The sequence below is a fragment of the Rhodanobacter sp. FW510-R10 genome (genome assembly GCF_058781105.1).
In genome coordinates, this window is record NZ_JBYSWL010000001.1 from 391,678 (window position 1) to 404,427 (window position 12,750).

14 protein-coding genes and 1 pseudogene are annotated in these 12,750 nt (G+C 68.3%); 13 read left to right on the forward strand and 2 right to left on the reverse strand.

What is annotated here, in order from left to right:
* Positions 1–11: 11 nt before the first annotated feature.
* The 4 genes and pseudogenes from AC3WJB_RS01535 to AC3WJB_RS01550 form a co-directional block, all read left to right on the forward strand.
* Positions 12–143, forward strand: a pseudogene (locus AC3WJB_RS01535) (ABC transporter permease); the annotation flags it as partial.
* 107 nt (positions 144–250) lie between these two features.
* A complete protein-coding gene (locus tag AC3WJB_RS01540; protein ID WP_492678021.1) occupies positions 251–499 on the forward strand; it encodes a BON domain-containing protein in 249 nt (82 codons plus the stop codon).
* A 5-nt stretch (positions 500–504) separates the two neighbouring features.
* The gene (locus AC3WJB_RS01545) at positions 505–987 is read left to right on the forward strand and encodes a host attachment protein (RefSeq protein WP_492678023.1); all 483 of its coding nucleotides are present in this window, start codon (positions 505–507) and stop codon (positions 985–987) included.
* A gap of 234 nt (positions 988–1,221) precedes the next feature.
* Positions 1,222–1,428, forward strand: a complete 207-nt coding sequence (locus tag AC3WJB_RS01550) for a dodecin family protein (RefSeq protein WP_492678025.1) — start codon at positions 1,222–1,224, stop codon at positions 1,426–1,428.
* A gap of 149 nt (positions 1,429–1,577) precedes the next feature.
* Here the strand turns inward: AC3WJB_RS01550 and AC3WJB_RS01555 are convergent, their stop codons facing one another.
* Positions 1,578–1,799, reverse strand: a complete 222-nt coding sequence (locus AC3WJB_RS01555; RefSeq protein WP_492678027.1) for a YgaP family membrane protein — start codon at positions 1,797–1,799, stop codon at positions 1,578–1,580.
* Positions 1,800–1,808: 9 nt separating this feature from the next.
* Positions 1,809–2,126, reverse strand: a complete 318-nt coding sequence (locus AC3WJB_RS01560) for a cytochrome b (protein ID WP_492678029.1) — start codon at positions 2,124–2,126, stop codon at positions 1,809–1,811.
* Between the two features lie 43 nt (positions 2,127–2,169).
* On the opposite strand from AC3WJB_RS01560, the gene AC3WJB_RS01565 reads away from it, so the two are divergent.
* The 9 genes from AC3WJB_RS01565 to AC3WJB_RS01605 all read left to right on the forward strand — a co-directional run bounded on the left by AC3WJB_RS01565 (position 2,170) and on the right by AC3WJB_RS01605 (position 12,728).
* Complete coding sequence (locus AC3WJB_RS01565; protein WP_492678031.1) at positions 2,170–2,583, forward strand: hypothetical protein; 414 nt, start codon at positions 2,170–2,172, stop codon at positions 2,581–2,583.
* A 66-nt stretch (positions 2,584–2,649) separates the two neighbouring features.
* Positions 2,650–3,714 (forward strand): NAD(P)/FAD-dependent oxidoreductase, encoded by a 1,065-nt coding sequence (locus tag AC3WJB_RS01570; RefSeq protein ID WP_492678033.1) that lies wholly within the window; start codon positions 2,650–2,652, stop codon positions 3,712–3,714.
* 37 nt (positions 3,715–3,751) lie between these two features.
* Positions 3,752–4,828 (forward strand): FAD:protein FMN transferase, encoded by a 1,077-nt coding sequence (locus tag AC3WJB_RS01575; protein ID WP_492678035.1) that lies wholly within the window; start codon positions 3,752–3,754, stop codon positions 4,826–4,828.
* Entirely contained in the window at positions 4,828–7,047 is a 2,220-nt protein-coding gene (locus AC3WJB_RS01580) for a 4Fe-4S binding protein (RefSeq protein ID WP_492678037.1), read from the forward strand. The genes AC3WJB_RS01575 and AC3WJB_RS01580 overlap by 1 nt, the downstream gene beginning before the upstream one ends.
* A complete protein-coding gene (nosZ, locus tag AC3WJB_RS01585) occupies positions 7,044–9,005 on the forward strand; it encodes a TAT-dependent nitrous-oxide reductase (RefSeq protein WP_492678039.1) in 1,962 nt (653 codons plus the stop codon). Before AC3WJB_RS01580 ends, nosZ begins: the two co-directional genes overlap by 4 nt.
* A gap of 43 nt (positions 9,006–9,048) precedes the next feature.
* The gene (locus tag AC3WJB_RS01590) at positions 9,049–10,338 is read left to right on the forward strand and encodes a nitrous oxide reductase family maturation protein NosD (protein WP_492678041.1); all 1,290 of its coding nucleotides are present in this window, start codon (positions 9,049–9,051) and stop codon (positions 10,336–10,338) included.
* Positions 10,322–11,251 carry an ABC transporter ATP-binding protein gene (locus AC3WJB_RS01595; protein ID WP_492678043.1) on the forward strand — a complete coding sequence of 310 codons (930 nt, stop codon included), beginning with the start codon at positions 10,322–10,324 and terminating at the stop codon, positions 11,249–11,251. The genes AC3WJB_RS01590 and AC3WJB_RS01595 overlap by 17 nt, the downstream gene beginning before the upstream one ends.
* Positions 11,248–12,081: an ABC transporter permease gene (locus tag AC3WJB_RS01600; RefSeq protein WP_492678045.1), complete on the forward strand. Its 834-nt coding sequence runs from the start codon at positions 11,248–11,250 to the stop codon at positions 12,079–12,081. The genes AC3WJB_RS01595 and AC3WJB_RS01600 overlap by 4 nt, the downstream gene beginning before the upstream one ends.
* A gap of 14 nt (positions 12,082–12,095) precedes the next feature.
* On the forward strand, positions 12,096–12,728 hold the full coding sequence (locus tag AC3WJB_RS01605; protein ID WP_492678047.1) for a nitrous oxide reductase accessory protein NosL: 633 nt from the start codon (positions 12,096–12,098) through the stop codon (positions 12,726–12,728).
* Positions 12,729–12,750: the final 22 nt, after the last annotated feature.

Below are 12,750 nucleotides of genomic sequence, written 5' to 3' on the forward strand. Positions count from 1 at the left end.
AGGGGGACACCATGCCCGGCTACTACTTCACCCTGGCCCTGCGCAGCCTGCAACGCAGCAGGGTGCTCACCGCGCTGATGGTGCTGGCCATCGGGCTGGGCATCGGCGCCAGCATGACGATGATCACCGTGCTGCACGCCATGGGCCGACGCAGGTCGCGTGGCCGATTCACGCACTTGTTGATCTCCGTCACATGGCCGGCCGGCGATGGGCATGTAATGCAACCCCCTGTCATGGGCAGAGGATCGCGATGAACGTCAGCAACAGCATCCAGCTCCAATCCACCGCGCAGGCTGGCGACGTGAAGCAACGCATCCAGGACGCATTGAAGCGGCACGCCGAAGTCGAAGCCGACGGAGTCCGCGTGAATGTACTCGACAACGGCTTGGTGCGGCTGGATGGCCACGTGGAAAACCGGGGAGAACTGCAGGCGGTCAAGCGGGCAGTCTGGTCAGCACCCGGCGTGCACTCTATCGACGACCACCTGGTCATCGGCTGACGGCCATGGCAGGCCCCACCTGGATCCTCGTCGCCGATCATGCCAAGGCGCGGCTGTTTTCGCTCGACGCCGGACAGTTGCGTGAGATCAGCGATTTCATCGACGCCGAGGCGCGCGTCCCCGGCCATGAAAAGGAGCGTGCGCCGCCACCGCGGGTCCACGATCGGTTTGGCGCAGCCCGGCATGCCATGCAATCACGAACGCTGCCGCAGGACAAGGCTGCGGCACGCTTCGCGGACATGCTGAAGTCGGTGCTCGAACGCGGCAGGACCGCGCACTCCTACGCGAACCTGGTGTTGGTCGCACCACCGCGCTTCCTCGGCGTGCTCAATGCAGCCCTCGGCGAGGCATTGGGCGACTCCGTGGTGCTGCGGATCGCCAAGAACCTGACGCGCGGCAAACCGGAAGCCATCCACGCCGAGCTGCCGCGGTCGCTGCTCAAGCCGCCCGGGCTCGTGGCCGGGGGCGTCCTGCGATCGCCCGGATGAGCCGATGCGGGAGCGGCCGGTGAACGCATGCGTCATCAGCCGTGGCGGCTGCCGCGGTGGTGCCCATGGTCCACGGCGAGGCACCCGCGGACGCGCGACGCGGCAAGGTGTTGACCTGCATCAATGGCACGACGCCGTATCGGTGTGGAGTTGGCCAGTCCATGGCGAGGCCGGTGCAGGCCGGCAGCCACGCGACCGAACGTACCCATCCACCGCTACACAGGAGTGTCGCCAATGAGCAGTGTCGCCAAGGTCATCGAAATCAATTCCGCCTCGAACCAGGGTCTTGAAGATGCCGTCAAGGTCGGTCTGGGCAAAGTCTCCAAATCGATCGAAGGCATCCGCGGTGCATGGGTCAGCGACATCAAGGTGCGTACCAGGCCCAACGGCGAAATCGAGGAATGGCGCGTGTGCTTGCGCGTCAGCTTCGTTGTGGAATAACCCGGCGTTCGGCCACGCCGGGTCTTGCGGATCAATGCGTCGCGCAAGCCACGAGCCCGCCGCGAAGCGCCGGCAACGCCAGCCAGTGGGCGGCGCGCCGGGTCAGGGCCGAGGCGGGCGCCGCAGTGGAGCGACGACCGCCGCACCGATCACGCGCGGTTCTGCGGTGGCGGGAACGCGCTGCCCGGCTGCATGCCAAGCCGGCGCAGCATGCGCGCCAGTGGGCAAAACCCGGTGAACGACGACTGCAGCAGATTCAAGCCGACAAACAGCGCCAGCAGCAGCCACCACGGCGAGAGCAAGTACGCCAGCAGCACGCCACCGACGACCATCGTGCCCGCCACACGCATCACCATCCTGTCGATGTTCATGTCCTGACCTCAACCGGCCTTCAGGCCGCGATCGCCACGTACCGGCACGGTCCCCGTCCGGCGCCACGGCAGCATCCGCAGCAGGGTGTCGTCGCGCAGGAAGCAGTGGTGGAACAAGGCCGCGGCAGCGTGCAGGCCAATGAGGTAATAGCAGATGGGGCCGATGGTCTCGTGGATGTCTTCGAGATTCCCGCCCAGCACCTTGTCGGGGCCGATCAGCGCGGGCAGCTGCAGCCCGAACAAGGGAATCGGCTTGCCTTGCGCGCTGAGCGTGATCCAGCCCAGCAGCGGCATCCCGATCAGGAAGGCATACAACGCCAGGTACATCGCATCCGCCAGCCAAAGCATCCAGGCGGGCGGTGGTGGGGTGATGGGCGGCGCGCGGAACAACAGGCGCAATATCAGCAGTGTCGGGCACGTGCGGCAGCAGCCGGGTCTCCTCGATCTCGATGTGCCGCGCCAGCTCCCGGCGTCATCGGCGCAGATGCCGTTGCGCGCGATAGAAGTCGCCGCCGGCCAAGTCCAGCAAGTGGGCCCGGAAATATGCTGCGAGGCGCTGGTGTTCGCGCGCGAAAGACGTGGACGCAGGATCTTCGAACGGCAAGCCCATCTCGTGCTCCGGCATTCCCGGCCGTCCGACCACACGACCCCGTCGTGCCGACCGGCACGACGGACATCGCATGGTAGGACCATCGTCGTCCTGGGTCATGTGGTGCCGTCACGCGACCCGGGCGATCCGCTGGCCGCCCGCATGCCGTGGCATGGCAACCCGAGCAAAAAGTGATGCACGTCAATTCGGATTTCGTGCGCACCCGCATGCTTCGCGGCATCCAGGAGCTGGGTGCGCGACATGCAAAGCTGCGACGCGGTCATCATCGGTGCAGGACCGGTTGGCTTGTTCCAGGTGTTCGAGCTGGGCCTGCTCGGGCTGCACGCGCAGCTCATCGATTCCATGCCCGTTATCGGTGGCCAATGCATCGAGCTGTACCCGGACAAGCCCATCTACGACATCCCGGCGGTACCGGTGTGCAGTGCACGCGAGCTGGTCGAGCGCCTGCAGCAGCAGATCCGGCCGTTCGCGCCGGAATTTCATTTGGGCCAGACCGTCACTTCGCTCACCCGCGTGGCCGATGGCCGCTTCCGCGTCGAGACCAGCGGCGGGCTCGCCTTCGACGCCGGCACGGTGATCGTCGCCGGCGGACTCGGCGCGTTCGCGCCGCGTACCCTCGACCTGCCCGAAGCCGCGCCGCTGCTCGGCCATTCGCTGCACTACAAGGTCGGCGACGCGGCACTGTTCGACGACTGCGACCTGGTGATCGCCGGTGGTGGCGACGCCGCGATCGATTGGACGCTGGCGCTGGTCGGGCGCGCGCGCAGCCTGGTGCTGGTGCACCGCTCCGGCAAGTTCCGCGCGGCGCCCGCACACGTCGCGCAGATGCAGGCCTTGTGCGATACCGGCCGGATGCAATTCCTGGAAGGCGACATCGTCGGGCTGGAAGCGCCGCAGGGTCAACTGCAACAGGTGCGCGTGCGCGCACGCGACGGCGTGGTGCGGCGGGTCGAGGCCGGGCAGCTGCTGGTGTTCTGGGGCCTGCACCCGAAGCTTGGGCCCATCGCCGACTGGGGCCTCGCGCTCGACCGCCAGCAGATCGTGGTGGACCCGGCGACGTTCCAGACCTCGACGCCGGGCATCTTCGCGATCGGCGACATCGCCCGTTACCCCGGCAAGAAAAAGCTGATCCTGTCCGGTTTCCACGAAGCGGCCCTGTGCGCGTTCGCGGCGCAGGCGCACCTCAACCCCGGCGAACCGGCACCGCTGCAATACACCACCACGAGCCCCCGCCTGCAGCGCCGCCTTGGCGTGCGCGTGGACACCGGCGACGACGCGGAGCGCACGACCCGCCGCGTGGCCTGAAGCCGCCCATCACCCGATGCCAGCAAGAGCACGCAGCATGTCCATCCCGAATCATCGCGCCGCATCCGCTGCGCCTGCCCTGCCCGCCCGGCGGCAATTCCTGAAGCAGGCTGGCCTGGCCGCGCTCGCCGGCGGCGTGCTGGCCGGCGGCGGCTGGGCGTTCGCCAGGCGCGGCGCGAACCTGTGGCAGGTGCAGCGCGAACGCAGCCTGATGGCGACCTCGGTGTCGATCACCTGCCTCGCCGACGACCACGAGGGCGCCGCGCGCGCGATCGACGCGGCGTTCGCGTGCATGGTGGCAACGGCCGCGGAGCTGACCCGCTTCGACGCGGCCAGTCCCTTGTCGCGCCTGAATCGCGACGCATATCTTTCGATCGTGCCGCCGCACCTGCACGCGGTGCTGCGCGAAGCCCAGGCATTGTCGGAGCGCACCGCGGGCGCGTTCGACGCCACCGTGCTGCCGGAGCTGCGCTACTTCGAAAGCCTGCGCGGCGCGCCGGCGCTCGATCCACGCCAGCAGGCCGCGCTCGCGGAGCGTGGGCGCCTGGTCGGCTGGCGCGGGCTGGCGCTGGATGCCACCGGCGCGCGCTTGCGCAAGCCCGGCATGGCGGTGACGCTGGACGGCATCGCCAAGGGCTACGTGGTGGACCAGGGCATCGCCGCGCTGCGCGCGGGTGGCATCGAGTATGCGATCGTCGATGCCGGCGGCGACACGCGCACGATCTGCGGCAGCGATCCAAACCGGCACTGGAACGTCGGCATCGTCGATCCGGACGACGTCAGTCGCGTCGCCGCGGTGGTACAGGTGCGCAACGCGGCACTGTCCACTTCCGGCAACTATCGCGTGTACTTCTCGGCCGACCGCCGGCTGTTCCACATCGTCGATCCGTACACCGGCGGCTCGCCGCAGGCGTACTCCAGCGTCACCGTGGTGGCGGAACGCTCGGTGCTGGCGGACGGCCTCAGCACCGGCGCGTTTTCGATGGCGCTGCCGCAGGTGGAGGAGTTGATGCGCGCGCAGGATCATCAATGGCTGGTGTTCGCGCGCAGCGGTGGGCGGCGCTGGCGCTCGCGCGACCTGCCGCTGGTCGCAGGCTTGGCGGAGGCGGCCTGATGCGCGCCACCCGTCTCCGCGCGTTCCTGCCCTGGCTGCTGGTGCTGCTCGCGCTGTTCCAGGCCGGCACGGCGTTCGCCGGCATCGACAGCAAGTATCCCGAGCTGCGCCAGGCGTTCCCGCAAGCCACGCGTTTCGGCGACATCGAGGGCAAGCCGCCCGCGGCAACGGTGTATCACGGCGACCAGGCGATCGGCTACGCGTTCGAGACGGTGATGGTGGCGCCGATCCCGGCGTACTCCGGCAAGCCGATCAACGTGCTGGTCGCGATCGGCAGCGACGGCAGCATCAAGTACACGCAGGTGCTGTACCAGGACGAGCCGATCCTGCTGGTCGGGATTCCGGTGCAGAAGCTGTACGACTTCGTCGCCCGCTACATCGGCCATCACGTCGACGACCACATCGTGGTCGGCGGCGGCGGCGGCGCCGACAGCGTCAACATCGACGCGATCAGCGGTGCGACCGTGACCGCGATGGTGGCGAACGACACCATCATGGATTCGGCGCTCGAAGTCGCCGCGTCGCGCAAGCTCGTCGCCGGCGAGCCTGAAGCCGGCGCGGCCATGAGCCAGGTCCGCAGCGATTATTTCAAGTCCGCCGACTGGACCACGCTGACCCGCAACGGCGGGATCGCGCATCTGCATCTCACGCGGCAGCAGGTGGCCGATGCCTTCAAGGGTGAACGGGCCGCGAGCCTACTCGACGACCCCACCGCGCCGCCCCCGGCGGGGCACGCCAGCGATACCTTCATCGACCTGTACTTCGCCGACCTCACGCCGCCCACGGTCGGGCGCAACCTGCTGGGCCGGACCGCGTACGACGAGTTGATGCGGCGCCTGCAACCGGGCGACAGCGCAGTCGCGCTGATGGCGAACGGCATCTATTCGTTCAAGGGCCTGGGCTACGTGCGCGGCGGCGTGTTCGACCGCGTGCACCTGCTGCACGACGGGAAGGTCACGCTGTTCAAGGACAGCGACCTGGTCGCCATGGGCGACAGCCCGCTCGCGGGCAAGCCCGCGTTCGCCGAGCAGGCCGTTTTCATCGCGCGCCATACCGGTGGCTTCGACGCGACCCAGCCATGGACGCTGCAGCTGCTGGTCAGGCGCCAGGTCGGTCCGCTCGACAGCATCTACCACACGTTCACCAGCCCCTACCGGATGCCCGCGGATTACGTTGCGGGATCCGGCGCGCACCGCTTCGGCGCGCATGACGTGCCGGCCAACGCGCCGCTGTGGGTGAAGGTGTGGAACGGCCGCCGCATCGACATCGCGCTGCTGGTCGCGGGGCTCACGGTGCTGATGGTGATACTCACGTTCCAGGACTGGATCGTCAAGCGCAAGCGCCGGTTCGAACGCCTGCGCGTCGGCTTCCTCATCTACACGCTGGTGTTCATCGGCTGGTATGGCCTGGCGCAGCTCTCGGTGGTGAACATCCTCACCTTCGTGCAATCGGTGCTGCACGACTTCCGCTGGTCCACCTTCCTGATGGATCCGCTGGTGTTCCTGCTGTGGGTGTTCGTCGCGGTGATGCTGCTGCTGTTCGGGCGCGGCATCTACTGTGGCTGGCTGTGTCCGTTCGGCGCGCTGCAGGAGCTGGTCAACCGCGCCGCGAAGCGCCTGAAGGTGCCGCAGCTGGAGTTCCCGCCCTTCGTCCACGAGCGCCTGTGGGCGGTGAAGTACGTGATCCTGCTTGGGCTGTTCGGGCTCTCGCTGCAGTCGGTCGGCCTGGCCGAGCGCTATGCCGAGGTGGAACCGTTCAAGACCGCGATCATCCTGCACTTCGCGCGCTCCTGGGGCTACGTGCTGTTCGCGCTCGCCATGGTCGCGGTGTCGGCGTTCAACCAGCGCTTCTACTGCCGCTACGTGTGCCCGCTGGGCGCGGGCCTCGCGGTATCCGGCAAGTTCCACCTGTTCGAGTGGCTGCGCCGGCGCAAGGAGTGCGGCCATCCCTGCCAGATCTGCGCAATCGATTGCCCGGTCAAGGCCATCGATGTGCTCGGCAAGATCAACTACAACGAATGCGTGTACTGCCTGGAATGCCAGGTCGATTACGCCGACGAATACAAGTGCCCGCCGCTGGTGCAGCGCCGCAAGATCTACGAGCGTGCCGAGGAATCGGCTGCGGTCGCCGCCGCACGGGCGAGCGCCGGCATCAACCATCCCGTTCCGCTCCGACCGCCTGCACGGCCAACCACCCCGAAAGAGGACGCAACGCCATGAACGACGAATCCAGCAAGGTCCGCGATCCGACCCTTCCGTCCGCTCCGGATGCCGCCGGTACCCAGCTGGGCGATCCCGCGCGCCGCAAATTCATGAAGGACGCGGCGACGGTTGGCCTGGCGGGGGCAACCGGCCTCGCGCTTGCCGCCTGCGGCCAGCAGGCCGGCGGCCCGGCCGGCAATGCCGCCACCTCTGCCGCCGGCAAGGGCACGGAAGCGAAAGGCGCGCCGGAAGACTTCGTCCCGCCGGGTCAGCTCGACGAGTACTACGGCATCTGGAGCGGCGGCCAATCCGGCGAAGTGCGCCTGCTCGGCCTGCCCTCGATGCGCGAACTGATGCGCATCCCGGTGTTCAACCCCGACTTCGCGATCGGCTGGGGCCTCACCAACGAGAGCAAACGCGTGCTCGGGCCGAACTTCCCGCCCGGCGGCGATTGCCATCATCCGCACATGAGCCAGACCGACGGCCACTACGATGGCCGCTACGTCTTCATCAACGACAAGGCGCACACGCGCGTGGCGCGTATCCGCTGCGACGTGTGGCGCACCGACCGCATCATCGATATTCCCAACGTGCAGGCGATCCACGGCCTGCGCGTGCAGCGCGCGCCGCGCACCGGCTACGTGTTCGCCAACGGCGAGGAACAGGTGCCGTCCCCGAACGACGGCCGCGATCTGGACGACCCGAAGAAATACCAGACCATGTTCAGCGCCATCGACGGCGACAGCATGGCGGTGGCCTGGCAGGTGGTGGTGGACGGCAACCTCGACAACACCGAGGCCGACTACGCCGGAAAGTATGCGATCTCCACCTGCTATGACAGCGAAGGCGGCGTGACGCTCGCGGAAATGATGCAGGCCGAGCGCGACTGGGTGGTGGTGTTCAACATCGCGCGCATCGAGGCGGCGGTGAAGAAGGGCGACTTCAAGACCATCGGCAATTCCAAGGTGCCGGTGCTGGACGGCCGCCACGGTTCGCCGCTGACCATGTACATCCCGATCCCGAAGAACCCGCACGGCATCAACGCCAGCCCGGACGGCAAGTACGTGGTGGCCAACGGCAAGCTCTCGCCGACCGTGTCGATCATCGAATGGGCGAAGATCGATGACTGGTTCGACGGCAAGTTCAAGGACCCGCGCGAAGCGGTGGTCGCCGAACCCGAGCTCGGGCTGGGGCCGCTGCACACGGCCTACGACGGCCGCGGCAATGCCTACACCACGTTGTTCATTGACAGCCAGGTGGTGAAGTGGAGCATCGCCGACGCGATCGCCGCGCACGACGGCAAGAAGGTCAACTACCTGCGCCAGAAGCTCGACGTGGCGTTCCAGCCCGGCCACAACCATTCCTCGATGGGCGAGACCCGCGACGCCGACGGCAAGTGGCTGGTGTCGCTCAACAAGTTCTCGAAGGACCGCTTCCTGCCCACCGGACCGCTGCATCCGGACAACGACCAGTTGATCGACATTTCCGGCGACACCATGAGGCTCGTGGCCGACGGCCCGGTGTATGCCGAGCCGCACGACTGCATCCTGCTGCACAAGCGCTTCCTGGTGGACAAGGTCAAGAAGCTCTGGGACGAGAACGATCCGTTCTTCTCCGAGACCGTCGCGTTGGCGAAGAGCCACGGCATCAACCTGCGCATCGACAACAAGGTGATCCGGCAGGGCAAGGAGGTGTTCGTGTACATGACCTCGGCGGCGCCCGTGTTCGGCCTCACCAACTTCAAGGTAAAAAAAGGCGATCAGGTGACGGTGGTGGTGACCAACATCGACCCGATCGAGGACGTGAGCCACGGGTTCTGCATCGTGAACTACGGCATCAACTTCGAGATCAGCCCGGGAGCCACCGCGTCGGCCACGTTCACCGCGGACAAGGCGGGCGTGTACTGGTACTACTGCACCTTCTTCTGCCATGCGCTGCACATGGAGATGAAGGGGCGGATGCTGGTCGAGGCCTGAGGTCCGACATGCCGCCGTGCCACGCGGGCGGCATGCGTGTCCCATGCGCACACCGACGTTCCTCGTGATCCCGCTGCTGGCGCTGGCGCTGGCATGGCCCGCGCGCGCGCAGGAATCGCTGGCCGCGATCATCGCCGCGGCGCCGCCGGGCGCCACGGTCACGGTGCCCGCAGGCATGCATCCGGTGCGCGGCCTGCGCCTGGACCGGCCGGTCACGCTCACCGGCGTGCCGGGCGCGATCCTCGATGCGGGCGGCACGGGTGACGTGCTGCGCGTCGGCGCCGCGCACGTGACAGTGCGCGGCCTCACGCTCCGGCACGGCGGCACCGACCTCACCGCCGAGAACGCCGGCATCTTCGTGGAACAGAAGGCGCACGACGTGACGCTCGACCACAACCGCATCGAGGACACGCTGTTCGGCATCTACCTCGACGGTCCGGCCAACGTGCGCATCACCCGCAATGTGATCCGCGGCCTGCGCGCGCTGCGCGTGGCCGACCGCGGCGACGGCATCCACATGTGGAGCGACACCGGCTGCACGATCGAAGACAACGACATCGCCGGCTCGCGCGACGGCATCTACGTCTACGTAAGCTCCCACAACAGCTTTGCGCGCAACGTGGTGCACGGCGTGCGCTACGGCGTCCACTACATGTATTCGAACCACAACGAACTGCTGGACAACACCAGCCGCGGCAACGTCGCCGGTTTTGCGCTGATGTCCTCGGACCACCTGAAGGTCACCGGCAACCTCGCCGAGGACGACGAGTCCTACGGATTCCTTCTCAACTACATCTCGTACAGCGGGTTCAGCGGCAACCAGGTGCGCCGCATCACCGGGCAGCCCAGTGGTGCGGGCGCGACGCTCGAAGGTGGCGAAGGCAAGGGCCTGTTCGTATACCTTTCGCAGTTCGACGATTTCCACGACAACCTGGTCGCGGATTCGGAAATCGGCATCCACATGACCGCCGGCTCGGAGCACAACCGCGTCTGGGGCAACCGCTTCGTGGACAACCGGGTGCAGGTGAAGTACGTGCAGAACCTCGCCCAGGAATGGTCGGCGCACGGCCGCGGCAACTACTGGAGCGATTACCTCGGCTGGGATCTCGCCGGCGACGGCATCGGCGACATCCCGTTCCGCCCCAACGACGGCGTGGACGTGCTGCTGTGGAAATACCCAGCCGCGCGCAGCCTGATGTCGAGCCCGGCGATCCAGCTGCTGCGCTACGTGCAGCGCGCGTTTCCCGTGTTCACCCCGCCCTCGGTGCAGGACAGCCACCCGCTGATGCACGTCCCCGCCACGACCGGACCCGAACATGTCGCACGCCATTGAATTGGAAGGTTTGACCAGGCGCTACGGCGCGCTGGTCGCGCTCGACGGCGTCAGTGCCAGCGTGCCGCGCGGGCAGGTGGTCGGCCTGCTTGGCCACAACGGCGCGGGCAAGTCCACCCTGATCAAGCTGATCCTCGGCCTGATCCAGCCCAGCGCCGGCCGCCTGGAAGTGCTCGGCCACGCGCCGTGGCGCGCGCCGGCGCTGCGGCTCCACATCGGCTACCTGCCCGAGAACGCCGCGTTCTATCCCAACCTCACCGGGCGGGAACTGCTGGGTTACCTCGCGCGGTTGAAGCGCGCGGACCGGCGCCAGGTGCCCGCGTTGCTGGAACGCGTCGGCCTCGCCGACGCCGCCGACCGGCGCGTCGGCACGTATTCCAAGGGCATGCGCCAGCGCGTGGGCCTGGCGCAGGCGCTACTCGGCACGCCGGAGCTGTTGCTGCTGGACGAGCCCACCACCGGCCTCGACCCGCAGGCCAGCCGCGAGTTCTACCGCATAGTCGCCGAGTTGCGCGCGGGCGGCCGCTGCGTGCTGATCTCCTCGCACCTGCTGGCGGAACTGGAACCGCACATCGACGGCGCCTTGATCCTGCGCCAGGGCCGCCTGCTCGCGGCAGGCAGCCTGGCCGAACTCGGCGAACAGGCGGCATTGCCTGCGCGCGTGCTGCTGCGTCCGTACGCGAGCGCCGCGCACGAACTGCTGACGCGGCTGGCCAACCGCAAGCTGTCGATCCAGCAGCGGCCGGATGGACGGCTGGAACTGGAGCTGCCGCGCGCGGCCAAGCTGCACGCATTGCGCGAACTCGCCGGCGATCCCGCGGTCGCCGACCTCGACGTGCGCGAACCGACCCTGGCGCAACTCTACGACTGGCTCGGCGCCACGCCGGCGCACACGGCGGAGGAACCCGCATGAGCGCGGTGCTGACGGTGGCGTGGAAGGAATTCCGCGACGATTTCCGCAACCGCTGGACGGTGGCGCTGGCGGTGCTGTTCGCGCTGCTGGCGCTGGGCATCGCGTGGTTCGGCGCCGCCGCCGCGGGCCGCATCGGCTTCACCTCGTTCGACGCCACGCTGGCCAGCCTGACCACGCTCGGCGCCTTCGTGATCCCACTGATCGGCCTGCTGATCGCCTACGACACCATCGTCGGCGAACGCGACGACGGCACGCTGCTCCTGATGCTGAGTTATCCGCTGGCGCGTGGCCAGCTCGTCAGCGGCAAGTTCCTCGGCCATTGCGCGGCGCTGGCCGTGGCGACGCTGGCGGGCTTCGCGCTGGCGGTGGCCATCATGCAATGGCTGCAAGCCTCCGCGCAGACGCTGCAGGCGTGGCTGTACATCGGCCGTTTCATCCTCAGCGCCTCGCTGCTCGGCGCGAGTTTCGTCGGCCTCGCCTGCCTCATCAGCGTCACCACCACCAGCAAGTCGCGCGCGGCGGGCCTGGCGCTGATCGGCTGGCTGGTCAGCGTGGTGCTGTTCGACCTCGCGCTGCTGGCGCTGCTGGTGGTGAGCGGCGGCAACGCGATCGAGCGCGCGGTGTACCCGTACCTGCTGTTGCTGAATCCGGTAGACGTATTCCGCCTGGTCAACCTCGCCACGCTGGGCGGCGGCGCCGGCGACGAGCTGCTGACCGGGATGACCGCCGGACACGCATACCCGCCCGCGCTGCTCTACGCCGTGCTGCTGGGCTGGGCGGTGCTGCCGTTCGCGTGGGCCGCGCTCGCGTTCCGCGGCAAGGAAGTGTGACGATGCGATCGCGCATGCCATCCCTTTCGCGCCTCGGCCTTTGCTGCGCATGGCTGGCGCTGCTGATGCTCGTCGCCGGTTGCAGCGGCGCGCCAGCACCTGCGCGGCCAGCGGTCGAGGTGCAGCCGGACGACGTCTGCGCGGTGTGCGGCATGGAGCTGTCCGCCTCGCCCGGCCCTCGCGGACAGGCGTGGGTGGCGGATCGGGCGCGGCCGCTGCTGTTCGATTCGACCCGCGATTTCTTCGCCTACGTGCTGCAGCCGGAAAACCGGTCCGGCCTGCGGGAACTCTACGTGCAGGACACGGCACGCATCGACTGGCCACATCCCGGCCGCGATGCCGCGAGCTTCATCGACGCCCGCCGCGCGGTATACGTCGCCTGGCAGCCGCTGCCGGGTTCGATGGGACCCACCTTCGCGCCGTTTGCCGACCGCACGGCGGCCGGGGCGTTCGTCCGTGCGCACGGCGGTGCGGTGCTCACGTTCGACGCGATCACCCCGGAACTGGTCGCCACGCTGGGTTACCACTGCCCTGCCGCTGGATCGGCGAACGATGCGCCCTGCATGGCGCCGCAAACCGGCTCCGCGCCCCCCGCCGCCACGGCATCCGCCGCCCGGCCGGCGCCCGCGTCGGGCCCCCGGCAATAGGTGGCGAACGCCAGCACCACCG